Consider the following 22,633-nt stretch of genomic DNA (forward strand, 5'->3'; position numbering starts at 1 on the left):
ACGGCGATGACAAATCCATTCGACGATCCGGACGGCATTTTCCATGTGCTGGTGAATGACGAGGAACAGCATTCTCTCTGGCCCGAATTCGTACCGATTCCCGATGGCTGGCGGTCGGTCTTCGGCCCCGGCAAGCGGCAGGACTGCGTGGACTATGTCAACGCCAACTGGACCGACATCCGCCCGAAAAGCCTTCAGGATGCTGCCCTGAACTGACATATTTCTCAAACGGTGATGATCCACCTGGAGCGCCTAATCTTCAATGAATTTCTTTCGTCTCTTGTATCGTGAAGCGGGCGACAGCAAACGCACCTTCCTGCTGCTTTCCCTGGTGCCCGGGCTGGTCATGGGGTTGATCATTGCCGTCATCAACGCGGTGACGAACTATCAGCAGAACACCGGTCTGCAGTGGCAGTATCTCGGTCTCTTCGTGCTTGGCTGCGCGACCGTTCTCTTCACGATGAATCGCGCCCTCAACATGGCAACCGCAATCATCGCCGATTATCTGTGTCGCTTGCGGATCCGGGTGACTGCGCAAGTCCGCAGTCTGAACCTCGCAACCGTTGAAGAAATCGGCCTGACCCGTATCAGGGCAGCAGTTGGTCGTGACCATCAGACAATCGAGGAAACAGCGCCAGCGCTTGTCGGTCTGATCTATTTCGTCATGCAGTTGGTCATGTCGGCGCTCTATATCTGCTATCTCTCGCCGCTTGCCTTTATCGTCACCCTGGCGTTTCTGGCCGGCGCCATCTTCTTCTATCGCAAGAGCTACCGCGATGCGGAGGAACTGATGCGCCAGGCAAGCCTGAGCGAACAGGCCTTTCACAACAGCTTCGAGAACATTCTCAGCGGCTTCAAGGAAGTGAAGCTGAACGCGCAGCGCAGCGACGATCTCTTCCACAACTACATCATTCCGCGATCAGAGCAGGTCGAGGATCTACGGGTGGAATCCGGCCGCTCCTTCAACTATGGCCAGTCTGTCAGTGATGTCTTCTTCTACACGCTCATGGGAACGCTGGTCTTTGCGATTCCGTTTTATGTGTCGGACCTCTCGATCCCGGGCAAGATTGTCACGGTGATCGTCTTTGCCAGCGGCGCAATCACCTCGATCATCCGCATGTTGCCGGTCGTTTCGCGTGCCAATCTGGCGGTGTCCAATATCGAGGAATTGAGAGAGCTTCTGGAAAAACACAGCGAAGCCATGGATGAGCGCAGCGAAGTGCGGCAGGCAAGGCTTTCCAAAGGTATATCCCTGAAGAAGATTGCCTACACCTATCATAGCGAAGATGGCGACCGCCCGTTTTCGATCGGGCCTTGTGACCTGGAAATTGCATCGGGCGAAATGGTCTTCATCGTTGGTGGCAACGGCAGCGGCAAGTCGACTCTCGCGAAGATCCTGACCGGTCTCTATGAGCCGGATGGCGGTCATCTGTCATGGGACGACAAGGTCGTCAAACCTGAAAACATCGACCGGTATCGCAGCCTGTTTTCGGTCATCTTTTCCGATTTCCACCTCTTCGACCGGCTTTATGGTGTGGATCTGACGGACGAGCAGAAGCTTTATGACCTGCTGGAAGACATGAAACTGGACGAGAAGGTTCACTACCGGAACAACAGGTTCAGCACGACGAACCTGTCCACCGGCCAGAGAAAGCGGCTCGCCATGGTCGTTGCCCTGCTGGAAGACAGGGATGTCTACCTCTTTGACGAATGGGCCGCCGATCAGGATCCGGAGTATCGGCGCTGGTTCTATACCGATTTCCTGATGAAACTGAAGAAAGAAGGCCGCACAGTCATCGCGATCACGCATGACGACCGGTATTTCGATGTTGCAGACAAGATCGTCTGGATGGAAGAAGGCAGGATCAGCAAGGTGTCCAGTCCGGCTGATGCCACGGTCTGAAACCTTCGGCTGAGTTCTTGACGGTAGAGCCTCGCTAGTGTCCAGGTCACTTCTCAACAGGGTGAAACAGTCTTCCCTCCGATTACCATCTCCAGAGTTCCGGGAGTTAACTTGCCAGGCACCAAGGCGATCATTCTGGAGACGACCGGCTGCAGCTCCGAGGATCTCGAATCTGCGCTGGAAATTCTCTCGGAGGATGAACTACAGCGGTTTCATGCGTTTCATTTCGATCAGGACCGGAAGGACTACGCGCTTGCACATGCGTTGCTGCGGAAAACCCTGAGTGATCTGGAACCCGGTACGGCACCGCGCGATTGGCAGTTCGCGCCAATGGCTACGGGAAAGCCGGCAGTCGCCGGACGGTCAGACCTCGACTTCAGCCTGACGCATACACGTGGCCTGGTTGCCTGCGCCGTGACGAGGAAGGGCGTGATCGGCATTGATGCGGAAACGGATCAGCGCACGGTCGAAGTAGACATGTTGATGCGCGACGTTTGTTCACCCGGAGAAAGACAAGAGCTGGCGAAGGTTGAAGGTGCTCACAAGACCTCCAGATTTCTGGATTTCTGGACGCTGAAAGAGGCGTATCTGAAAGCTGTCGGCCTGGGCATTACAGCCGATCTGACCACCGTCAGCTTTACCTTGGCTGACGATCGGGACATCGCAATTTCCGCGCCGCCCGACCTCCGTCGTCCGGCCAGTTCCTTCCAGATCAGCCGGCGTCCAGGGCACTGGCGTGTCGCGCTGGCGGTCTTTGGCGGAATAGACGCTAGGGACGTTGAAATCATCCTTTGTGAAAAGCGGAGCTTTTGAAAAGCCCCGAAATTTGTTATTTCGCGTCTACTAAAGTCGGTCGACACGAGAACAAACTTGGATAACGCACCTCACTGCGTGTCCAGCCTGGACGGTGGACGTCCGGAGCCAGTTCCTTGCAGTTGAAGAAAAATGCAACAGTATCAAGAGCATAAGTTTTCCATCGCCCCCATGATGGAGTGGACGGATCGCCACTGCCGCGCGTTTCACCGGCAACTGACGCGGCATGCGCTGCTCTATACGGAGATGGTGACGACTGGAGCGGTGATCCATGGCGACCGGCAGCATCTGCTAGGCTTTTCCGATATTGAGCACCCGGTTGCCTGTCAGTTGGGCGGATCCGATCCGAAGGACATGGCAGAAGCCGCGCGGATCGTTGCCGATTTTGGCTATGACGAGGTCAATATCAACGTGGGTTGCCCGTCCGACCGGGTTCAGTCCGGCCGCTTCGGCGCGTGCCTGATGGAAGAGCCCACCTTGGTGGCGGCATGTGTCGAGGCCATGAAGGCCACCGTCGATATTCCCGTAACCGTGAAATGCCGGATCGGTGTCGACGAACAGGACCCTGAAGCGGCGCTTGACGCCATGGCGGATGCGGTTTTTGCTGCGGGCGCAGATGCCTTGTGGGTACACGCGCGCAAGGCCTGGCTCAAGGGACTCAGCCCAAAGGAAAACCGGGACATTCCGCCGCTCGACTATGAGCGGGTTCTGCGCCTGAAGCAGCGTCTGCCGGACAGGTTCATCGGCCTCAACGGTGGCTTGCAGACGCTGGACCAGGCGGAACCATTCCTGGAGACCCTGGATGGCCTGATGTTTGGCCGTGCTGCCTATCACACTCCGCAGATCATGGGAGAGGTCGACCGGCGGCTCTATGGCGCCAGCGGGCCGGACGTCTCACCCTGGGATGCGGTGAAGGCGCATATGGCTTATCTGGAAGAGCAATTGGGCAAGGGCGTAAAACTGGCACATATGACGCGGCACATGCTGGGCCTGTTCCACGGGCGTCCAGGGGCGAGGTCCTGGCGGCGCATTCTGACAGTGGAGGCGATCAAGCCCGGTGCTGGTCTGGAAGTGGTCGAAAAGGCGCTTGCAGCGGTAGTCCTGCAGGAGCCGAACTGGCGGCAGCCGAATAGGACTCTATCGCGCGGTTCCCGATCCGCTCAAGGCGTCATGATCAACTTGTCGCCTTCGATGCGCCAACTGCGCAGATGATCAAGTGCGGTCATGCCGAAAAGGCTGGAATCGAGCGTCCCCTGGCGCCCGACGAAACCGCGGATGTTGCGCAGCGTGTGATCGCCGATCGTGATCGTGTCGATCTTCACCGGCGCGACCAGTGCACGGCCGTTGGCGGTGGAAACCGGTACTGAAAATGTCAGGTCTTTTGGCCGGTAACCGGCACGCAGCGCGTCTTCATAGGTCAGGACAACGGCACTGGCACCTGTATCAAGCAGAAACTCTGCTCGAGCACCGTTGATGCGTCCATCCAGTACAAAATGCCCGCCAGCATCGCGGACAATCAGAATGGTGCCGTCGGGTTGGGTCACGGCAAGTCCGGGTGCCAGTGCCCCAAGAACGCGGTAACCCGCCTGGACCAGTTCCGCCTTGTAGACATAGCCGACAACGAGCAGGGCACAGAACCCTCCCCAGAAAACCGTGCCATGCAGAATTTCGCGGGCTTTCGGCTGGCCGAACAGGAAACTGGCCAGAAAAACGAAGGCGAGTGCGGAAAGGGCAACAACCCGGGGGCCAGTGTCATCGAAATTGACATTCGCCGGGTCGGTCGGGTCACCAAAAAACGCATAGAAAGCGGCAACTGCCATGACCAGCACCAGAATGACGACCATCAGGCCGCGGTAGTTTCTGGGATTGTTCATCCGCGCACTCCGGGCTCAGTGGTCGGCTGAGGCCGGTTCGCCAATTCTGCGAGGATCTGGTTGCGCTTGGCCTCACTGTAACTCGCCCAGGACGCGATTTCGTCAAGAGTGCGCAGGCAGCCTGTGCAAAGGCCTGATTTGGCGTCGATCTGGCAGATGTTGATACAAGGTGACTTCATGAAGCGCATATGGCCGCAGATTGTGGCGTTGCCAAGACTGTATTGGGCGGAAAACAGCGAATAATGACCGGATCAATAGCCGCCTGACGCATAGGTGAACGGCGCGGTGATGACCTTGATCGGCAAGGTAACTGCTGCCTGTGCCGTTGTGCCCACAAAGGACCCCAGGTCATCGCCAAGATTGGCGCCACGGTTGTGGTCGGCACCGGACCCGAGTGCGGAGCTGCCGAGTGCCTTGCGCAAGTCAGGCTGCAGCTGTGCAAGCTGTGCAAATTTCGAATGGTTCGTGCTGTCCAGCGATTCAAGCTCGGTCACATCGATAACGACAGCACCGAGTTCCGCCAGTTCCTGATCGTTGGAGAAAGCCCCGACACGTTCCTTGCCACCTGCGATGGTGCGCGAGATGCGCAGGGCCTTGTCGTCACGCGAAACGATAACGGTAAAGGGCCGGGGCATCGGGCCAATTCGCTTGAGCTGGGTCTTGAAGAGGTCGATATCGATGTCGGGCGCCGCCAGAACGATGTCGTTGACATGCTTTGCGACAAGCCGGCGGTTTTCCGGTCGTGCCTGTACCGCGGTTTCCATCAACAGCCAATTGCCCATGGAGTGGGCGAGAATGGTGATGTTGTCGGCATTGGTCTTGGCAAGTTCCACAAGCGTTTCTTCAAGGGCACCGCGAGCAATCGCGGCGCTGTTGAGGTCGTAGACGTAATCCTGAAGCTTGCCACGTGAGGCCCAGGTAAACAGAACCGGGACGCCCTGGAACTGACTGTCGTTTACAATCTGCGCGAACCGGTAAAGCCCTTCCGGAAAGCGCGTGTTGTAGCCGTGAATGAACAGCATGATATCGCGTTCGCCGCGCGGCAAACTGGCAAGCCTGGCGTTGACGGAACGCCGGAAGGCGGCCTTGTCGGCAATGTAGTCGGCCTTGCGCGCAACGAAGTCGGTCTTGGGGTTACCCGGCAGACTTTCGGGCCACTCGATCTGTCCCGGTTTGTGAGAAGGCGGTACCGAAATCGAGGCTTCCGCGTAATTGACCGCGGCTGAACGCTCACCGCTGAAATAGGTGTCGGGGCGGTCGTCCCGCTGGCGGGTGGTGACGATCAGGATATCATTTACCCTGGCACCAACGACCGGGTCCTCGTTGAGCGCGAGCGCTCCGACTTCCGGCCTTCCGGAACAGGCGGACAAGATGGCAAAAACGATCAACAGGGTTGCTGCGCGCAAACCTGTTGCTTCTCGTCTAACTGAATTGCCCGATACTGACATGTGAGCTATTCCCGCCACCAAGGCCTCTATCCGCTACTCACGGCACCATAAGCATCCCTGCAAGAAAGCCAAGACCAGTGAGTTGTTGAACTGCGCCTAAAACATCGCCAGTGGCTCCGCCAATCTTGGCCACGGCAAGCCGACCGGTCGCATGTGCCGCAGTGATGGCGATGACAAGGGCCAGCAGCAAGGTCGGCAGGGAGAGCAGGAAGAACACAGGCAGCATCACGGGCAAGGTCACAAGAAAAGCTTGTTGCACGGTTGACCGGGACGGCTTTCCAAAGCGAGCTCCGAGCCCTTCGGGTCTTGCAGATGGCAGACATTGCCACTGCCAGACAAGCAGCATCCGGCTGAGGGCTTCTCCCGCCAGAAAAAGCAGCGCCGCATCAGCCGGTCCGAATTTTTGCCAAAGCGCTGCAAGCAGGACGGCGCGCAGGAGTACCGAGATCATCAGGGCGAGAGCCCCAAAGGCTCCAATGCGGCTGTCCTTCATGATGTCGAGGCGTCTTTCGCGGGTTGCACCGCCGAAGAAGCCGTCGGCTACGTCGCTCAAGCCATCTTCGTGAAGAGCTCCGGTTGTTGCCGCAAGAACCGCGGTCAGGAGAACTGCAACGGCCAGAAGTGGCAGTTGAGTGAAACCGAGCGCAACACCGACGCCGGCCGCGGGCAGGGCAATGATTGCACCTGCCAGAGGCGCTGCACGGGCGATCCGAACAAAGTCCGGAGGGGACATCGGGTCGTCTTCGGTGTTGACTGCAGGCAGCGGCAGCCGGGAGAAGAATCGTACGCAAGCTGCCGTGTCCGCGGCGAGTGCCTTGCCCCCGTGCAGCCAGACCTGGTGCTGATCCCGGGTTTTCCTGGACCGCGTTTCAACCTGTGAATCAGGCTCTTGGTCGGTTTCAGAGCTCATCAGGCCGGTCCCGTGCTTGAGTTTTTACCGGGCGAAGTTATAGAACAGCGGCTAAGCGAGACCAAGTGGCCACTCGACGGCCGCGAACAACCGGAACCAAAAGAACATGTCCCTCTCCGAGACCGCGCTGCCCTTTGACGATATCCGCAATCTGGTGAAATCCATGCCGGGGCCGGACGAGGATGCGCTCGCGAGGGTGAAGGCCCGGGATGCGGAGTTGACCAAACCTGCCGGTTCGCTCGGAAGGCTTGAGGAAATTGCCGAATGGCTGGCTGCCTGGTCTGGCAAGGCACCGCCGAAGATTACGCGGCCGATGGTCGGCATCTTCGCGACCGCCCATGGGGTTGCGGATGAAGGCGTGTCCGCGTTTCCAAGTGCGGTCAACCGGCAGATGGTCGAGAACTTCGCGGCTGGCGGTGCTGCAATCAACCAGATCTGCCGGGCATACGACATCGGTCTGAAGGTATTCGACCTGGCGGTCGATATGCCGACCCCCAGCATCACGCGGGAAGACGCGATGGACGAAGCCAATTGCGCTGCGACCATGGCATACGGCATGGAAGCGCTCGCCGGCGGGATTGACCTGATCTGTCTTGGCGAAATGGGGATCGGCAACACCACAGTCGCTGCTGCGGTTATCAATGCGCTGTTCGGCGGCAAGGCTGAAGACTGGATCGGGCGCGGTACCGGCGTTGACGACGAGGGCCTTGCCCGCAAACGCGATGCTGTCGAAAAAGCAGTTGCTCGACTGAACGGCGAACGTGATCCGCTGGAGATCCTGCGTCGCATCGGTGGCCGTGAGATTGCTGCCATGACCGGCCTCATCATTGCCGCACGCCTGCAGCGCGTTCCGGTGATTGTCGATGGCTTTGTCACGACGGCTGCTGCTGCTGTTGTCTATGCGATGGACCCGGCCGGTCTCGACCACTGCCTCTTCGCCCATGTTTCGGCAGAGCAGGCCCATGCGAAGGTGCTCGAGCACATGGGCAAGGATGCGCTGCTCGATTTTGGCATGCGTCTGGGTGAAGGCTCCGGTGCTGCGCTCGCAGCAGGTATTGCCAAGGCAGCCGCCGAAATGCACTCCGGCATGGCCACCTTTGCGGACGCCGGTGTGTCCGAAAAAGACGACTGAAGCTCTTTCTGAAATTGAAGCGGCCTGAAACCGCTGATGCGGATCAGGCCGATCTTGCCTTGCCGGAGGGTACGCCGCTGTCCTTGTCGTTCGGGTCCACCCAGATGACATCCGGCGAATAGTTCATGATCCTGGCTCTCGGCAGGGTGACGATCACCTCAGTGCCTTCGCCGGGCCTGGACTTCAGCGAGAACTTGCCGTCATGCATGTTGATCAGCGCCTGGACGATGGACAGGCCAAGACCTGTCCCCGGTTCTGCCGTCTTGATGGCATGAGACCCTTGACCGAAAGCTTCCAGTACGGTCGGAATTTCGTCTTCCGGAATGCCGGGGCCCGTATCCTTTATGGAGACGTATTGTCCGCCATCTGACGTTGGTCCGACCTTGATCCAGACTTCACCGTTCACCGGTGTGAACTTCACGGCGTTGGACAGGAGGTTGAGCACCACCTGACGCAGGGCTCGCTCGTCCGCCCAAACGCGCGGCAGGTCAGGCTCGTGGGTGTGGTGAAGCGAAATCGTCTTGGCCTTCGCCCGAACCTTCATCATGGTCCCGCATTCCTCGACGATATCGTCCAGGAAGATCGGTTCCTCGTGCAATTCGTGCCGACCGGCCTCGATGCGGGACAGGTCCAGAATTTCGTTGATCAGGTTGAGCAGGTGTTGTCCCGAGCCGTGAATGTCTTCGGCATAGGACTGGTAGTTCTTGTTGTGCATCTTGCCGAGCACTTCATCCTTCATGATTTCGGAAAATCCGAGGATGGCGTTGAGCGGTGTCCGCAGTTCATGGCTCATTGTGGCCAGGAAGCGGGACTTGGCAAGGTTGGCAGCTTCTGCGCGGCGGCGCGCTTCGTCCGACATCGCGTTCGCAGTTTCCAGCTCGGCGATCAGGTGATCCTTGTCGGCCCGGTATTCCAGCATCGTGTTGGCGTTCTTCAGAAGCTGGTTGCCCAGGATCAGGAAGAAACCCTGCGCGCCGATCGCCATGGCGGCGAGCGTATAGTGGATCGGGTTCACCTGCTGCAGGAAGCTGACGGTGACGATCAGTGTCATGGGCAACGTGCTGGCAAGCAGGCATTTCGGCAGGGTGGCCGACTGCATCGTGTTCATGGCAACCACGATCAGCAGCGTCGCGAAATGAAAGATGACAAATCCGTCGCCGGATTCGCTGGTCTGGGGCAGCAGAAAGAAGCTGGCCCAGCTGCAGCCGTAGACGAAGTCACCAAAGGCGAACCTGCGCCGCCAGTAGATGCGGGCTTTCTGGTCGGACGGAGCCTTCTCGTAGGAATGGCTGGTGATCACCATCATGAAGTGGGTGCAAAGCGTCGCCGTAAACCAGGCGCCGATGAAGAGCGGGTTGATCCACAGAACGGAGATCGCGGCAACGATCAGGGCGAGAAGGGGGACCGCGTAGGCAGCGTTGATGCGGGTGTCGGCAAACAGATGCTGCCGTTCCAGATCGAAAGACGTGTACCAGTTTTCAGGCGTACCAAGGCGGCTGCGCACATCGTTGGCCGAGCGCGCCATCTCACGACGGCGCTTGGCGCGCTGTTCGTTGATGGTGACTTTGTCGTCGCCGGTTTCTGACGCAACCGATGCCATTTGCTGCCCAAAGTTTTGATTTTGTTATCGCGCTGCCGCGTGTTTATTCAACCTGACTCACCATTCCTTAAGATCGTCCTCAAGATCGTGGTAAGGGAAGTGTTAACAGGCTGTACCAAGGTGCAACTCATTGTCAGAAAAGACGAATTCGAAAACACTCGACAGACTCGCGGCTGACGTGCGGTCGTGCCGGATCTGCGTCGAGAAACCTGAAAAGTCGGCATTACCGCATGAGCCCAGACCAGTTCTGCAAGTGTCTGGAACAGCAAGGCTTTGTGTCTGCGGACAAGCGCCAGGCACACGCGTTCACCAGAGCGGCAGACCGTTCACCGATCCTTCAGGTGACCGGTTGAGAAACTGGATGGGCATCGACGAGGATATTTTCTACGACGCCGGTAAACTGGCCATCGTGCCGATGGGGTTTTGTTTTCCTGGACTGGACGCAAAAGGGGGCGATCTGCCACCGCGCACCGAATGCCGCAAGGTCTGGCATGACCGCTTGTTTGCTGCCATGCCGCAGATCGAACTGGTGCTGGTTATCGGCCAATACGCCCAAGCCTATCATCTCGGGTCAAACCGGCAGAAATCCCTTACCGAGACAGTATCAAACTGGCGTCAGCATTTCGCTCGGCAGATGGACGGCAAACCGGCGGTCCTGCCGTTGCCGCATCCTTCCTGGCGCAACAATGCGTGGCTGAGAAAGAACCCGTGGTTTGAAACCGAGCTGCTGCCGGTTCTGAGAGGCGAGGTTCAGCGCCTTACAATGGTGCCCTAATTGCTGGAATTCGAAAATAATTCTCATTTCGGTGAGAATTGACATTTTCATTGAAACTCAGTTACGAGTTTTTATCTTCAATGAAAATGATTTCCCAACATGTTGCGGTCTGCGCGGTCGGGAATCTCTGTTGCTCCTGGCCGGATCTTGAATTCATGATTGATCGTATCGACCGTCGCATCCTGTCCATTCTCCAGGAAGATTGTACCGTTCCGGTGGCTGAAATCGGCCGCAGGGTGGGGCTGTCGACCACGCCGTGCTGGCGGCGCATTCAGAAAATGGAAGAAGACGGGGTCATCACCGGCCGCGTCGCCTTGCTGGACCCGGCAAAGGTCAATGCGAAGGTAACGGCCTTCGTCGCCATTACCACGAGCCAGCACTCCGAAGACTGGCTGAAGAAATTCGCCGATGTCATCCGGGAGTTTCCCGAAGTGGTCGAATTCTACAGGATGGCAGGTCAGGTCGACTATCTGTTGCGTGTCGCCGTGCCGGACATCGAGGCCTATGACGCCTTTTACAAGAAGCTGATTTCCCGGATCGACATTTCGGATGTCTCGACCACCTTCGCCATGGAGCAGATCAAGAACACCACGGCCTTGCCGCTCAGCTATGTGGCACCGGAAAAGCCTAAACCCGACCGGGACAAGTGAACTGGCCGGCAACACGATCCGTTCCGGCCAGCGAACCCTAAGGTTCATTCGGTCTTCTGGTTGGTTCACGTGGACGTTTTGGGCCAATAGGTGCCGATGCTCCAGATGTTTCCTTCAGGATCCTGGCAAATGAATTCCCGGCTGCCGTAGTCCCGGTTCGTCAACCCCTCCAGGATTGTCGCCCCAGCCGCAGTGGCGCGGTCGAACAGTTTGTCGGCATTCTCCACTGCCAGGTAGATTGCCTTGCCGCAAGGGCCATCCGGATGCCCGATGATCTTTGCAAAAGCGTCGTCGCGGGCCTGACCGACCATGATCATGGCTGATCCGAAAGCCAGCTCTGCATGCACCACAGTGCCGTGGTCGTCCCGGTGCACTTCGTGTTCGACAAACCCGAATGAATCTGCGAGCCACTTGATCATCGCATTGGCATTGCCGAACCGGAAAACGGGATAAATTCTGCTTGCTTCATGAGACATGTCGTACCTCCTTTGATGAAGGAGGTGATAGCTCTTCGCGATTTTGCGGGATTGAAGTTTTGTTACCTACCAGGTGTTGGCAGTGCCATTCAGCAGCCGTGTGCGCCAGGCTTCCGGTGACTGACCGGAAAACTCGGAAAAGTCCCGAATGAGATGGGCCTGATCTGCGTAACCACAATCGACCGCCAACCCGGCCCAGTCGATGTCGCAGCAGTTCTGTGCATGTTTGAGCACCTTGCCGAAGCGGATCACCCGGGCAACCGTCTTGGGTCGAAGGCCGATATCCTTCCGAAATTTTTGTGCCAGGTGCTTTCGGCTCCAGCCAATCTCCTTAGCCAACGATGTGACTGAGACCTGGCCTCCGGTTTCAAGTAGCCGTCGCAACACATGGTCCGCCGGGGTCAGTTGGACGGTGTCTTGCCGTAGGCGTTTGATGACGTAGGCAAGGGCAAGATCAAGCCGCGCATTCCAGCTTGTCAGATCCTCGATCCGGCGGACAAATTCAGCCAGTTCCGGTTCCGCGACATCGGCAAACGGCAACATCTGGTCCGTCAGCAGGTCCATTGGGAACCGGAAAAAATGACGGGCACCGATGGGAGTAAAGTTGATCTGCAGGCATTTGGCACGGCCATTTGACTGAATGAAAACCGGAGAACTGCTGAGCCCAGCCAGAAAGGTGGGGCGCTCATTTTCAGCAGTTGGATGCTGACCGAGCGCGATTTCAAACGGATCGCCGAAACTCAGGATGAGCGGAATGGTCAGCGAGGCGGTTTCAACCTGCCTGTTCGTCTGAGGGTTTCGCTCTTCGTAGCCGATGATGTCGGTGAAAAGGCTGCGCAAGTCCGGCGGTGCTGTCCGGCGCCAGAAACCGGCATCAATGCCGGGGGGAGCCGAGGAGGAGGGCGGTGAGGCGTCTTGCGAGGTGGTCATGATCCTTCCTTGTCGGGGCAGGATAGGTTCAACTCGGGTCGTGGTCACCCATAATCATTCAGTCTTACCGGGACCCAGCGGATGGCGCGCGCGAAATCTGGCGAATTCGGCATCGGATACGGTTTTCCCGGTAAAGATTTCGATGTAGTGGGGCATGCGCTGAAGCCTGGGGCCAAGCGGCTCGCTCGGCCGATCCTTGACGATGGAAATATAGCCGATCTGCGTCAGATACATGGTGTTGGCTCTCACGTCGGCCGAGGCGTGTTCATAGCCAAAACGTTCGAACATCGCGGTAAAAGCCTCGATCCGCACCCGGTCGGCTTCTTCCAGCATGGGCGTCAGGTCCGGATCCGCGTGTGCCCAGTTGCGCATCGCAAATTCCAGCCGGGAATCGAACAGCTCCGGCAGTAGCCACAAATCGAAAAGGTTCAGGATCGCCTCGGTGATTGTCTCCGCGTAATCCTCGGTCCGTTTCACCAGATTGCCGGTGTTTTTCGTTTGCCACTGGGTGATCAAGGCGTCGAGCAGGTCGTTCCGGTCTGAGAAATGGCCATAGAAACTGGTCCGCGACAGACCGAGCCTGTCGGCCAGGGGCATCACCTTGACGGCATCAATGCCATGTTCAATCAGCGCCTGGTAGGCAGCTTCGATCCAGATTTCACGTGTGCCGCGCCAACCGGACGTTTTTTCGATCAATAGGTCGCTCATGTGCTTGCGATAACAAAGCACCGGCCTGCCGGCAATCAAAATTGACACTAATGTCGACAAAAGCGACACCTATGTCGCTTTTCAGACTTTTCAAAGATGATCGGTGGGAATTAATCTTTGCAAACCTGAGGAAATCCGTGACGCGGTGGAATGCCTGGAGAGGAAAGAGATGTCGAAAGATCCGTTGTTGCAGCCCTATCAGCTGAAACATTTGACGCTGAAAAACCGGATCATGATCACGTCGCACGAGCCTGCGTATCCTGAGGATGGCATGCCGAAGGACCGGTATCGCGCCTATCACGAGGTCCGGGCAAAGGCCGGTGTCGCACTGACCATGACCGCCGGCTCCGCGGCCGTCTCACGCAACTCGCCGCCCGTCTTCAACAATATCCTTGCCTACAAGGACGAAGTCGTGCCGTGGATCAAGCGGCTCACGGATGCCTGCCACGAACACGATTGTGCGGTGATGATCCAGCTGACCCATCTTGGTCGCCGAACACACTGGAACAAGGGGGACTGGTTACCTGCGGTTTCGTCCAGCCATGAACGTGAAGCAGCGCACCGGGCCTTTCCCAAGCGGGTCGAAGAGTGGGACATCGCCCGCATCATAGCCGACTATGCCGACGCAGCGGAACGCATGAAGGCCGGCGGAATGGATGGCATAGAGCTGCAGGCCTACGGTCACCTGATGGACCAGTTCTGGTCGCCGGTCACCAACACGCTGGATGGGCCGTACGGTGGTTCACTGGAAAACCGGATGCGCTTTTCACTCGAAGTCATCGAGGCGGTTCGGCAGAGGGTTGGTGACGACTTCATTCTGGGCATCCGTTTTACCGCGGATGAGGATCTGGACGGAGGCATCACGCAAGACGAAGGTCTTGAAATTGCCCGTCGCCTGAAGGCTACGGGACAGGTCGACTTCCTCAATGTCATTCGGGGCCACATCGACACTGATCCGGGGCTCACCGACGTGATTCCCGTTCAGGGCATGCGCAACGCCCCGCATCTGGATTTTGCCGGCCGCATCAAGAAGGAAGTCGGCATGCCGACCTTCCATGCAGCCAAGATCCCCGATGTCGCAACAGCGCGCCATGCGATCGCCGAAGGGCTTCTGGACATGGTCGGCATGACGCGGGCACATATGGCCGACCCTATGGTGGTCAGGAAAATTGCCGAAAAGCGGGAAGGGGATATCCGCCCCTGCGTGGGAGCAACCTATTGTCTCGATCGCATCTATCAGGCTGGCGATGCACTTTGCATCCACAACCCGGCAACCGGTCGGGAATTGACCATGCCCCACGAGATCCCGCTCGCGGACACGAAAAAGAAGGTGGTCGTCGTTGGCGCAGGGCCCGCCGGCATGGAAGCGGCGCGCGTTGCAGGCGAACGGGGGCACGATGTGATCGTGTTCGAGGCAGCGCCACATGCCGGTGGTCAGGTCCGGCTGACAGCGCAATCCGAGCGCAGGCGCGAAATGATCTCCATAATCGACTGGCGAATGGACCAGTGCCTGGCGAAAGACGTGAAGTTCCGTTTCAACACTTTTGCAGAAGCAGAAGATATCGCAGGAGAAAACCCGGATGTGGTGATCGTCGCAACAGGAGGCTTGCCGCATACGGAAGTCCTGAGCGAAGGCAATGATCTTGTTGTCTCTGCCTGGGATATCATTGCTGGCGACGTCAAGCCGGGCAAACGTGTACTCGTCTACGACGATGCCGGTGATCATCCCGCACTTCAGGCGGCCGAGATGATCGCAAAATCCGGCGCTCACGTGGAGATCATGACGCCGGACAGGTCCTTCGCCCCGGATGTCATGGCAATGAACCTGGTGCCTTACATGCGATCGCTGCAAGACAAGGACGTTCGTTTCACGGTCACCTACCGCCTGAAAGCTGCAAAGCGTTCCGGGAACTTGATCACCGCTGTCGTCGGAACAGACTATTCCAGCCACACGGAAGAGCGGGAATTCGACCAAATCGTCGTCAATCACGGTACAATGCCGATGGATGAACTCTATTTCGAGCTGAAGCCGATGTCGAAAAACCTTGGTGCGGTTCAGCAGGAAGCGTTGATTTTTGGCCGCCCGCAGCCTCTCGAGGCCAACCCGGATGGCACATTCGCGCTTTTCCGCATCGGCGATGCGGTTGCGGCTCGCAACACCCATGCGGCAATCTATGATGCGTTACGTTTGGTCAAGGACATTTGACGTGATGCTGCACCGCACGCGGAAAATTTGGGCAGCGTCTTACATGGATAACCAAATGACGCTTTTGCGCTACGGCGGTGGGGTCGGGTGGGCCTAACGTTCCCGGCAAGGACAGGCCGGGAGACTCGGCCAAAGAGGATGTGTCACCATGTTCAGCGATGCGGAAATTCTATCACTTCTGATGGGCCGACGAGCCGGGTATTCTTTGCCCCAGGCCTTCTACACCGATGCCGACGTCTACCAGGCGGACCTGAAGAACATCTGGCAGAAGGAATGGATTTTCGCCATTCCGTCAGCCGAGCTGCCGAAGTCGGGAAATTACGTCACGCTTCAGATCGGCGATTACAACATCATCATCGTGCGTGGAGCCGACGGTGTCATTCGCTCATTCCACAATTCCTGCCGTCACCGCGGCAGCCGCATTTGTGCAGCATCCAAAGGTTCGGCGCCCAAGCTGGTCTGTCCGTACCACCAGTGGACCTACGAACTCGACGGCAAGCTTCTGTGGGCGCGCGAAATGGGGCCGGAGTTCAAGCCGGAAAACCATGGACTGAAGACCGTACACTGCGTGACCGTTTCAGGCATGGTGTTCATCTGCCTTGCTGCCGTTGCTCCCGACACCACGGAACTGGAAAAGCAGGCTGAACGCTATCTCGGCCCGCACGACCTTTCCAACCTCAAGGTTGCCCACCAGTCGACCATCGTCGAGCAGGGCAACTGGAAGCTTGTTCTGGAAAACAACCGCGAGTGCTATCACTGCTCCGGGTCGCATCCGTCGCTATGCCGGACGTTCCCGGACGATCCCAACCTCGTGGGTGGTGACGATTCAACCTCTTCCAACGTCGGCAAGGCTCATGTGGAGCGCTGCGAAGGCGCAGGGCTTCCGTCCAGGTTCCTGATTTCGCCGTCCGAGCAATGGCGTTTCGTGCGTATTCCGTTCCTGGGAGATGCGGTCAGCTACACCATGGATGGCAAGGCAGCCGTTTCCAAGCGTATCGGGTCCGTGCCCTTCGACAACGCGGGGTCTTGCCTGTTCTTCCATTATCCGAACACCTGGAACCACTTCCTGTCCGACCAGGTGCTGACTTTCCGCGTTCTGCCGATCAGTCCCATGGAAACCGAGGTGACAACCACCTGGCTGGTGCACAAGGACGCTCAGGAAGGGGTCGACTACGACCTCAAGCGGCTGACGGAAGTCTGGGTCCACACCAACGATGAGGACCGTCAGATCGTTGAGGAAAACCAGATCGGCATCAAGTCGCCGGCCTATGAACCGGGGCCGTATTCTCCGGCTCAGGAAAGTGGCGTTATCCAGTTCGTCGACTGGTACGCCCGAACCCTGGAAAACGGTCTGATGGGCCGTTTCCGTGTCGCGGCGGAGTAGTACGATGATCCCGATGCCCGGACGCGATACGCCGGTCTGGTCCGACAGTGAAGTTCTGGAATGCGTGAGTGTTCTGCCCGAGGCGCCGGGGGTGAAAACCTTCACCTTCCGTCCGCCATCAGGCGCGACTTTCGTCTATCGGGCCGGCCAGTTCATCACGCTCGATCTCCCGGTGCCTGGCGGAAACGTTCAACGCACCTATACGATTTCCTCTTCGCCGGTGACCAACGCCTATATCTCCGTAACGGTAAAGGTCCAGCAGGACAGCGTCGGTACGAAATGGATGCTGGAGAACCTTGTTCCCGGCATGCAGATCAAGGCTTATGGACCGGCTGGGCTGTTCCATCTGCCGCGCAATCCGGACAACAAGTACCTGTTCATTTCAGCCGGCTCCGGCGTTACGCCCATGATGTCGATGGCGACGACGCTCTTCGAGCGCGGTGAGGATCCGGACATTTGTTTCATCCAGTGCGCAACGCGGCCTGTTGATCTGATCTTCCGCAAGCGGCTTGAGTACATGGCGAGCCGCGTCAACGGTTTGCAACTGCACTTCGTCGTCACGAAGAGCGATCCTTACGAGGTCTGGACCGGTTATCGCGGGCACTTCAACCAGCTGATGCTGGGCCTGATGTGCAACGACTATCTGGAGCGCGAAGTCTATTGCTGCGGCCCCGAAGGCTTCATGGAATCCGTGCGCGAGATTCTGAACTCGCTGGGTTTCAACATGGAAAACTATTTCCAGGAAAGCTTCCAGGCGCCGGCTGAAACCAAGGCTGAACTGACAGAGTTCGATGACGTCGTACCTCAGGACGACGTGCAGGCCCAGATCGTCTTTGCCAACTCCAAGGTGTCTTCCTGGTGTTCGGAAACCGACACGGTTCTGGCCGTTGCAAAGGATGCAGGGCTCAATATCCCGTCGGGCTGTACGTTCGGTGTGTGTGGCACCTGCAAGGTGAAGAAACTTTCCGGTGAAGTTCACATGGTCCACTCCGGTGGCATCAGCGATGAAGATATCGAGGCCGGTTTCATTCTGGCGTGCTGCTCCAATCCGATCGGTACAGTCGAGGTCGATATCTGAGCCGGAGATAGTCGAGGAAATATTCAAAATTTGCGATGTATCAATGGCGCGGGCATGAAGAGCGGAGTATTCTGGTCTTCATGCTCGGGAGGACGTCGCATGTTTGAAAGTTTCAGGAAGCCGTTTCGGATCGCAATTGCTTTTGTGGGCCTCGCAGCTTGCGGCACCGGAGCCGTCAGCGCCCAGACAATTCCGGAAGGCGTTACCGCCTACCAGGTTTCAGCGGCCTTTGATGATGTGCGTTTCGATGTTGAAAATGCCATCGTCAATCATGGCCTGGTCATCGATTACGTCTCACACATAGGCGACATGCTGGACCGCACATCACAAGATGTCGGTGGTCAGAAGCAGATCTTCGTCAAGGCGCAGGCCATGTTGTTCTGCTCTGCCAATCTCTCGCGCAAGGTGATGGAGGCTGACGCTGCGAACATCGCCTATTGCCCCTATTCGGTATTCGTCTACGAAACTCCGGACCAGCCTGGCACCGTAACAGTCGGATATCGTCATCTCGGCGAAACAGGCTCTGAGGAATCCAAGGCGGCTATCGGTGAAGTGAATGCCTTGCTGGATGCCATCGCCAAGGAAGCGGCAGGTCAGTAAGCGGCAGTCGATAATAGATCGACAGCAACATTTGACTAGATGTCCGCAGCCTTGTTGAGGCGGTTCAGAACCTTCTCGGACGAAAGCTCCCGGGCAGCCGCATTGCCGACCTTGCGGGCTGTCCGATTTTCGGATGCTGCCAGGTCTTCGGCAAGCGCGAGTGCGGCGCCATGCAGAGGCAAGGAGCGTTTGCCAATCTGGCGGAGGGCCCAGTGCACCGCTTTCCAGACAAAGTTTCGCTCGTCCGTGGCAGCAGCGCGGATCAAGGGAAAGTCGTCCAGAAACTCGGATTCGGGCGCTGTCTTGGCGTGGACGGCGCGCCAGGCGATCAGTGCAAAGGCGGCCCGCCGGACGAATTCGCGTTCGTCTGCGGCAAGTGCTGGAACCAGTTCATTTGAACCGGCACGACGGGCCAGAACATTCATGAGCTGATCGCACAGATCCCAGGAATTGATGTCGTTCAGCCATTTAAGGGCGAGCTCGGGTGCCAGGTGCCTGGGTGGGGTCAGAAGGATTGCCAAGAGCCGCGCTTCGTGAAAGCCGCTGGCCCAGAGTTCCCGGGCAAGGTCCGGTGAGGGGCCTATGGATCTGGCCAACGGACGCAGCACAGAGAGTGGAACGCCGAAGGCCCGATCTGTTTCGATGCCGAACCGCGCCATTCCAGCACGGTTCGGCTCCGTTCCCGCTTCACGCAGATCGTTCAATACGTTTTCAAGCGTGAAGGTCGTGTCCGGGACTTGGGGCATATGGGTGCCCGTTTATGACTTGTCAGCATTTTCCAGGCGGGCAATCAGGCTGGACGTATCCCAACGTTTGCCGCCCATGGCCTGAACTTCGGCATAGAACTGATCGACTAGCGCCGTAACAGGCAGGCGGGCACCGGTATCATTTGCGGTCTTCAGGCAGATGCCGAGATCCTTGCGCATCCAGTCGACCGCAAAGCCATAGTCGAACTTGCCGGCATTCATGGTCTCCCACCGGTTTTCCATCTGCCAGGATTGGGCAGCCCCGCCTTTAATTGCGGAGATGACCTTTGCGACGTCGAGATCCGCTTTCTTGGCAAAGTGGATGGCTTCGGAAAGGCCCTGCACCAGGCCGGCAATGCAGATCTGGTTGACCATCTTGGTCAATTGCCCTGCGCCGCTTTCTCCCATCAGACCGACGAATTTTGCGAAGCATTCGATGACCGGCTTGGCCTTGTCGAAAGCATCCTGATCTCCGCCGCACATTACTGTCAGGACGCCGTTTTCGGCACCTGCCTGGCCACCGGAAACCGGAGCATCGATGAAGCCGCAGCCCTTGTCCTTGGCCGCTGCATAAAGCTCACGGGCAACTTCGGCAGACGCGGTGGTGTTGTCGACAAAAATCGCGCCTTCTTTCAATCCATGAAAGGCACCATCTTCGCCGGTCGTCACGGAGCGCAGATCGTCGTCGTTTCCGACGCAGGAAAAGACGAAGTCGCAACCTTCAGCTGCTTCCTTCGGGGTCTTGGCGAAGTTGCCGCCATATTCGGCAGCCCATTTCTCGGCCTTCGCAGTCGTGCGGTTATAGACCGTGACGTCGTGCCCACCTTTGGTTTTCAGGTATCCGGCCATCGGATATCCCATGACGCCCAGACCGATAAATGCAACCTTTGCCATGACGACGCTCCCTTCGCATGCGAAGGCCCGGTACGAGCCGGGCCTTTAATTGAACTGGTTCATCATGGTTTTAGGCCATTTGCCTCGTGCTGTCAGCTTAGATCCAATAGGGCCCGCGCTGCCAGAGCCGCAAATGACGTTCCCGCTTCGCCGACTGGGCGTCCAGGTGCCGCTGGGTGCGCGGATCCGGACGGGTGTTGCTGGAGAACCGGGTTGCTTCCAGGAAGCTACGTGCGTAAATATCAAACATATGCTTACATCCTCTCGCTGCGTTGTGTAAGAGTAATGTGGCTGTTTACGGCTGCTGGTGCTAGTCAGGAAGATTTTCAAAATGTAAGGTGAAATTACATATGGATTGGCGATCTCTCCCATCCCTCAACAGTCTGAGAACCTTCACTGCCGTTGCCGAGACCTGCAGTCTCTCGGCCGCGGGAAGAGAATTGAACGTCACTCACGCGGCCGTCAGTCAACAGGTCAAGGCTCTGGAGCAGTTTCTGGGGTTGAAACTGATTGTCCGTGAGGGCAGGGGCATTGCATTAACCCCTGAAGGCAAGCAGCTCTTCGAAGGTCTGAGCGAAGGCTTTGAAATCATCAGGGAGACAGTCGATGAATTGACGCGGGAAGATCTGGTCCGTCCGCTCAACATCACCATGACGCCGTCCTTTGCAATAAGTTGGCTGATGCCGCGGATCAGCGATTTCCGGCACAAGCATCCCGACATCGAACTGATGCTCAATCCGACGGCCGAAGTGGTTGAACTCAGACCTGGCGGCGTCGACCTGGCGATCCGCTTCGGCAAGGGCAACTGGACTGGGCTTGAATCGGAACTGTTCATCCCGACGAATTTTGCGGTGATCGGTGCCAATTGCTTGATCGGAGACAAGAAGATCGAAAGCCCTGAAGATCTTCTGGAGTTTCCCTGGTTGCAGGAATACGGCACCAACGAATTGACCATCTGGCTGGAGCGCCAGGGCGTCGTGCCCAAGGGCAAGCTCAACATCACCCATTTGCCCGGCTATATGGTGCTGGAAGGGTTGCGGCGGGGCGATGGTATTTCGGCCACCGCCAAGACCTTTGTCGAACCTGAAATCGAGGCGGGTAACCTGAGGGTCCTATTTGAAGACGGCGTTTATCCGGGGACGGGATACCATCTGGTGACCCGCCCCGGTGTCAACCGTCCACCCCTCAAGGCCTTCATGAGCTGGCTCAGGGCCATGCGCGCCGAACAACTCTCCGATTAGCCTGGGCAGACGTCAGATCGCAGTGAGGGCCTGCTCCATGTCCGCAATCAGGTCGTCGCAATGCTCGATGCCGATGGACAGCCTCAACAGGTTCTCCGGAATGCCGGAGCCTTCGCCCTCGATGGTGAAACGATGCTCGACAAGACTCTCGGTGCCGCCGAGGGAGGTTGCTCGCTGGAACAGGTCAAGCGCACCGGTGACATTCAAGGCGGCCGTTTTGTCGCCCTTGACCTGAATGGACATGAGCGAGCCAAAACCGCCGGTCATCTGGCTTTTTGCAAGTTCGTGATGAGGGTGGCTCTTGACGCCGGGATAAAGCACCGCTTCCACTTTCGGGTGTTTTTCGAAGTGTTCCGCGAAAACCTGTGCCGATCTGTTCATGCGCTCCACACGCAAGGCAAGTGTCCTGAGGCCCCGGAGCAAAAGCCAGGTTTCGAACGAACCGAGCACGGCGCCGGCCAACTTGCGTTCCTCGGTCAGAAACGCCCAGGCTTCGCTGCCGGCATTGTCGGTTGTGACGACGCCACCCAGAAGGTCTGAATGACCGTTGAGGGCCTTGGTCGCCGAATGCATCACCAGGTCTGCTCCGAGCGACAGAGGCTTGAGGATCAGCGGTGTTGCGGCGGTCGCATCGACGGCAAGCAGGGCGTCCGCCTGTTTGCACTGGTTGGCGATGTTCTTGATGTCGGCGACCTTCAAGAACGGATTGCTGGGCACTTCAAGCCAGACAAGATCCGGGCGAGTGACGGCTATCTCGTCCAGGAAGGACTGAAGGTCGCTTGCATCAGCTTCTACGAGGGCAATGTTGTTGCGTGCACACATCTTGCGCAGGAACAACGTGGTCCCCCAGTAAATGCCGGACTGGGCAAGCAGTGTGCCGCCTGGCTTGACGATGCGGGCGACGGCGGCGACAGCAGCCATGCCGGATGCAAACAGCCGGCTGTCTTCTCCCCCTTCAAGAGCGGCGATCAGTTTTTCGGTCTTCTTGAAAAGCGCATTGTCGTCACGGCTGTAGATATGACCCGGGTTGACCAGCTCATAGGTTTCGTCACGCACGAATGTGGTAGCAGTCTGTATCGGCGGCACGACGGCGCCTGTTGCCGCATCAAAACCGCCACCACCATGGGCCAGCAGGCTGTCGAGGTGTAGGCCATGGGCAATGGAGGGCGTTTTCGGCATGGGAGAGCTCCGTGAATGGGGGTCCCTTCGGGTTATCGCCGTCCGCTTCGATAATCAAATGAAATCAATCCATTTGGGAGAGCGGT

24 protein-coding genes are annotated in these 22,633 nt (G+C 57.9%); 12 read left to right on the forward strand and 12 right to left on the reverse strand.

Features of this window, described 5'->3' with window-relative positions; genetic code table 11:
* Positions 1-6: 6 nt before the first annotated feature.
* The 4 genes from J7447_RS06535 (at position 7) to dusA (ending at position 3,928) form a co-directional block, all read left to right on the forward strand.
* Entirely contained in the window at positions 7-216 is a 210-nt protein-coding gene (locus J7447_RS06535; protein ID WP_209169113.1) for an MbtH family protein, read from the forward strand.
* Positions 217-262: 46 nt separating this feature from the next.
* Positions 263-1,903: a cyclic peptide export ABC transporter gene (locus J7447_RS06540; RefSeq protein WP_055653825.1), complete on the forward strand. Its 1,641-nt coding sequence runs from the start codon at positions 263-265 to the stop codon at positions 1,901-1,903.
* A gap of 111 nt (positions 1,904-2,014) precedes the next feature.
* Entirely contained in the window at positions 2,015-2,716 is a 702-nt protein-coding gene (locus J7447_RS06545; protein ID WP_209169114.1) for a 4'-phosphopantetheinyl transferase superfamily protein, read from the forward strand.
* Between the two features lie 132 nt (positions 2,717-2,848).
* Positions 2,849-3,928, forward strand: a complete 1,080-nt coding sequence (gene dusA, locus J7447_RS06550) for a tRNA dihydrouridine(20/20a) synthase DusA (RefSeq protein ID WP_209169115.1) — start codon at positions 2,849-2,851, stop codon at positions 3,926-3,928.
* On the opposite strand, the gene J7447_RS06555 is transcribed toward dusA, so the two are convergent.
* From J7447_RS06555 to cobS, 4 genes are all read right to left on the reverse strand, one after another.
* Complete coding sequence (locus J7447_RS06555) at positions 3,877-4,590, reverse strand: TIGR02281 family clan AA aspartic protease (protein ID WP_209169116.1); 714 nt, start codon at positions 4,588-4,590, stop codon at positions 3,877-3,879. The genes dusA and J7447_RS06555 overlap by 52 nt on opposite strands.
* On the reverse strand, positions 4,587-4,778 hold the full coding sequence (locus J7447_RS06560) for a DUF1289 domain-containing protein (protein WP_081713301.1): 192 nt from the start codon (positions 4,776-4,778) through the stop codon (positions 4,587-4,589). Before J7447_RS06560 ends, J7447_RS06555 begins: the two co-directional genes overlap by 4 nt.
* Positions 4,779-4,841: 63 nt before the next feature.
* On the reverse strand, positions 4,842-5,996 hold the full coding sequence (locus tag J7447_RS06565) for an alpha/beta hydrolase (RefSeq protein WP_209169117.1): 1,155 nt from the start codon (positions 5,994-5,996) through the stop codon (positions 4,842-4,844).
* 79 nt (positions 5,997-6,075) lie between these two features.
* Positions 6,076-6,948, reverse strand: a complete 873-nt coding sequence (gene cobS / locus J7447_RS06570) for an adenosylcobinamide-GDP ribazoletransferase (RefSeq protein WP_209169118.1) — start codon at positions 6,946-6,948, stop codon at positions 6,076-6,078.
* Positions 6,949-7,054: 106 nt separating this feature from the next.
* Here cobS and cobT point away from each other — a divergent pair, with 106 nt between their 5' ends.
* The gene (cobT, locus tag J7447_RS06575) at positions 7,055-8,080 is read left to right on the forward strand and encodes a nicotinate-nucleotide--dimethylbenzimidazole phosphoribosyltransferase (RefSeq protein WP_055653840.1); all 1,026 of its coding nucleotides are present in this window, start codon (positions 7,055-7,057) and stop codon (positions 8,078-8,080) included.
* Positions 8,081-8,123: 43 nt separating this feature from the next.
* Here the strand turns inward: cobT and J7447_RS06580 are convergent, their stop codons facing one another.
* Complete coding sequence (locus J7447_RS06580) at positions 8,124-9,680, reverse strand: HAMP domain-containing sensor histidine kinase (RefSeq protein ID WP_022999494.1); 1,557 nt, start codon at positions 9,678-9,680, stop codon at positions 8,124-8,126.
* 130 nt (positions 9,681-9,810) lie between these two features.
* Between J7447_RS06580 and J7447_RS06585 the strand changes: the two genes are divergently transcribed.
* Both J7447_RS06585 and J7447_RS06590 read left to right on the forward strand, forming a co-directional pair.
* Positions 9,811-10,455: a uracil-DNA glycosylase family protein gene (locus tag J7447_RS06585; protein ID WP_209169119.1), complete on the forward strand. Its 645-nt coding sequence runs from the start codon at positions 9,811-9,813 to the stop codon at positions 10,453-10,455.
* Between the two features lie 158 nt (positions 10,456-10,613).
* Positions 10,614-11,105 carry an Lrp/AsnC family transcriptional regulator gene (locus J7447_RS06590; protein ID WP_031268819.1) on the forward strand — a complete coding sequence of 164 codons (492 nt, stop codon included), beginning with the start codon at positions 10,614-10,616 and terminating at the stop codon, positions 11,103-11,105.
* Positions 11,106-11,170: 65 nt separating this feature from the next.
* Here the strand turns inward: J7447_RS06590 and J7447_RS06595 are convergent, their stop codons facing one another.
* The 3 genes from J7447_RS06595 to J7447_RS06605 all read right to left on the reverse strand — a co-directional run bounded on the left by J7447_RS06595 (position 11,171) and on the right by J7447_RS06605 (position 13,219).
* Positions 11,171-11,581 (reverse strand): VOC family protein, encoded by a 411-nt coding sequence (locus J7447_RS06595; RefSeq protein WP_022999491.1) that lies wholly within the window; start codon positions 11,579-11,581, stop codon positions 11,171-11,173.
* 66 nt (positions 11,582-11,647) lie between these two features.
* Positions 11,648-12,511: a helix-turn-helix domain-containing protein gene (locus J7447_RS06600; protein ID WP_209169120.1), complete on the reverse strand. Its 864-nt coding sequence runs from the start codon at positions 12,509-12,511 to the stop codon at positions 11,648-11,650.
* A gap of 54 nt (positions 12,512-12,565) precedes the next feature.
* Positions 12,566-13,219, reverse strand: coding sequence for a TetR/AcrR family transcriptional regulator (locus J7447_RS06605; RefSeq protein ID WP_022999489.1), 654 nt, complete (start codon positions 13,217-13,219; stop codon positions 12,566-12,568).
* Between the two features lie 169 nt (positions 13,220-13,388).
* On the opposite strand from J7447_RS06605, the gene J7447_RS06610 reads away from it, so the two are divergent.
* The 4 genes from J7447_RS06610 to J7447_RS06625 all read left to right on the forward strand — a co-directional run bounded on the left by J7447_RS06610 (position 13,389) and on the right by J7447_RS06625 (position 18,487).
* Positions 13,389-15,425, forward strand: a complete 2,037-nt coding sequence (locus J7447_RS06610) for an NADH:flavin oxidoreductase (protein ID WP_209169121.1) — start codon at positions 13,389-13,391, stop codon at positions 15,423-15,425.
* 148 nt (positions 15,426-15,573) lie between these two features.
* Positions 15,574-16,809 carry an aromatic ring-hydroxylating dioxygenase subunit alpha gene (locus J7447_RS06615; RefSeq protein WP_031268817.1) on the forward strand — a complete coding sequence of 412 codons (1,236 nt, stop codon included), beginning with the start codon at positions 15,574-15,576 and terminating at the stop codon, positions 16,807-16,809.
* Between the two features lie 4 nt (positions 16,810-16,813).
* Positions 16,814-17,887: a hybrid-cluster NAD(P)-dependent oxidoreductase gene (locus J7447_RS06620; RefSeq protein WP_022999486.1), complete on the forward strand. Its 1,074-nt coding sequence runs from the start codon at positions 16,814-16,816 to the stop codon at positions 17,885-17,887.
* Positions 17,888-17,986: 99 nt separating this feature from the next.
* Positions 17,987-18,487, forward strand: a complete 501-nt coding sequence (locus J7447_RS06625; RefSeq protein WP_022999485.1) for a DUF302 domain-containing protein — start codon at positions 17,987-17,989, stop codon at positions 18,485-18,487.
* Positions 18,488-18,522: 35 nt separating this feature from the next.
* Here J7447_RS06625 and J7447_RS06630 read toward each other — a convergent pair whose 3' ends face one another.
* The 3 genes from J7447_RS06630 to J7447_RS06640 form a co-directional block, all read right to left on the reverse strand.
* Positions 18,523-19,233, reverse strand: a complete 711-nt coding sequence (locus J7447_RS06630) for a DNA alkylation repair protein (protein ID WP_209169122.1) — start codon at positions 19,231-19,233, stop codon at positions 18,523-18,525.
* 12 nt (positions 19,234-19,245) lie between these two features.
* Entirely contained in the window at positions 19,246-20,127 is an 882-nt protein-coding gene (locus J7447_RS06635) for an NAD(P)-dependent oxidoreductase (protein ID WP_022999483.1), read from the reverse strand.
* A 97-nt stretch (positions 20,128-20,224) separates the two neighbouring features.
* A complete protein-coding gene (locus J7447_RS06640) occupies positions 20,225-20,377 on the reverse strand; it encodes a hypothetical protein (RefSeq protein WP_022999482.1) in 153 nt (50 codons plus the stop codon).
* A gap of 100 nt (positions 20,378-20,477) precedes the next feature.
* Between J7447_RS06640 and J7447_RS06645 the strand changes: the two genes are divergently transcribed.
* Positions 20,478-21,368, forward strand: coding sequence for a LysR substrate-binding domain-containing protein (locus J7447_RS06645; RefSeq protein WP_062488953.1), 891 nt, complete (start codon positions 20,478-20,480; stop codon positions 21,366-21,368).
* Between the two features lie 12 nt (positions 21,369-21,380).
* Here the strand turns inward: J7447_RS06645 and J7447_RS06650 are convergent, their stop codons facing one another.
* Entirely contained in the window at positions 21,381-22,547 is a 1,167-nt protein-coding gene (locus J7447_RS06650; protein WP_209169123.1) for a PLP-dependent aspartate aminotransferase family protein, read from the reverse strand.
* Between the last annotated feature and the right edge of the window lie 86 nt (positions 22,548-22,633).

This window comes from Labrenzia sp. R5_0, from assembly GCF_017743835.1.
Lineage (GTDB): Bacteria > Pseudomonadota > Alphaproteobacteria > Rhizobiales > Stappiaceae > Roseibium > Roseibium algicola.

What these genes read in the sequence shown, in the direction of transcription:
- J7447_RS06535 (WP_209169113.1), top strand. Translation starts at nt 7, where the DNA reads ATGACAAATCCATTCGACGATCCGGACGGCATTTTCCATGTGCTGGTG.
- J7447_RS06540 (WP_055653825.1), top strand. Translation starts at nt 263, where the DNA reads ATGAATTTCTTTCGTCTCTTGTATCGTGAAGCGGGCGACAGCAAACGC.
- dusA (WP_209169115.1), top strand. Translation starts at nt 2,849, where the DNA reads ATGCAACAGTATCAAGAGCATAAGTTTTCCATCGCCCCCATGATGGAG.
- J7447_RS06555 (WP_209169116.1), bottom strand. Translation starts at nt 4,590, where the DNA reads ATGAACAATCCCAGAAACTACCGCGGCCTGATGGTCGTCATTCTGGTG.
- J7447_RS06560 (WP_081713301.1), bottom strand. Translation starts at nt 4,778, where the DNA reads ATGCGCTTCATGAAGTCACCTTGTATCAACATCTGCCAGATCGACGCC.
- cobS (WP_209169118.1), bottom strand. Translation starts at nt 6,948, where the DNA reads ATGAGCTCTGAAACCGACCAAGAGCCTGATTCACAGGTTGAAACGCGG.
- cobT (WP_055653840.1), top strand. Translation starts at nt 7,055, where the DNA reads ATGTCCCTCTCCGAGACCGCGCTGCCCTTTGACGATATCCGCAATCTG.
- J7447_RS06580 (WP_022999494.1), bottom strand. Translation starts at nt 9,680, where the DNA reads ATGGCATCGGTTGCGTCAGAAACCGGCGACGACAAAGTCACCATCAAC.
- J7447_RS06595 (WP_022999491.1), bottom strand. Translation starts at nt 11,581, where the DNA reads ATGTCTCATGAAGCAAGCAGAATTTATCCCGTTTTCCGGTTCGGCAAT.
- J7447_RS06600 (WP_209169120.1), bottom strand. Translation starts at nt 12,511, where the DNA reads ATGACCACCTCGCAAGACGCCTCACCGCCCTCCTCCTCGGCTCCCCCC.
- J7447_RS06605 (WP_022999489.1), bottom strand. Translation starts at nt 13,219, where the DNA reads ATGAGCGACCTATTGATCGAAAAAACGTCCGGTTGGCGCGGCACACGT.
- J7447_RS06610 (WP_209169121.1), top strand. Translation starts at nt 13,389, where the DNA reads ATGTCGAAAGATCCGTTGTTGCAGCCCTATCAGCTGAAACATTTGACG.
- J7447_RS06615 (WP_031268817.1), top strand. Translation starts at nt 15,574, where the DNA reads ATGTTCAGCGATGCGGAAATTCTATCACTTCTGATGGGCCGACGAGCC.
- J7447_RS06620 (WP_022999486.1), top strand. Translation starts at nt 16,814, where the DNA reads ATGATCCCGATGCCCGGACGCGATACGCCGGTCTGGTCCGACAGTGAA.
- J7447_RS06625 (WP_022999485.1), top strand. Translation starts at nt 17,987, where the DNA reads ATGTTTGAAAGTTTCAGGAAGCCGTTTCGGATCGCAATTGCTTTTGTG.
- J7447_RS06630 (WP_209169122.1), bottom strand. Translation starts at nt 19,233, where the DNA reads ATGCCCCAAGTCCCGGACACGACCTTCACGCTTGAAAACGTATTGAAC.
- J7447_RS06635 (WP_022999483.1), bottom strand. Translation starts at nt 20,127, where the DNA reads ATGGCAAAGGTTGCATTTATCGGTCTGGGCGTCATGGGATATCCGATG.
- J7447_RS06640 (WP_022999482.1), bottom strand. Translation starts at nt 20,377, where the DNA reads ATGTTTGATATTTACGCACGTAGCTTCCTGGAAGCAACCCGGTTCTCC.
- J7447_RS06645 (WP_062488953.1), top strand. Translation starts at nt 20,478, where the DNA reads ATGGATTGGCGATCTCTCCCATCCCTCAACAGTCTGAGAACCTTCACT.
- J7447_RS06650 (WP_209169123.1), bottom strand. Translation starts at nt 22,547, where the DNA reads ATGCCGAAAACGCCCTCCATTGCCCATGGCCTACACCTCGACAGCCTG.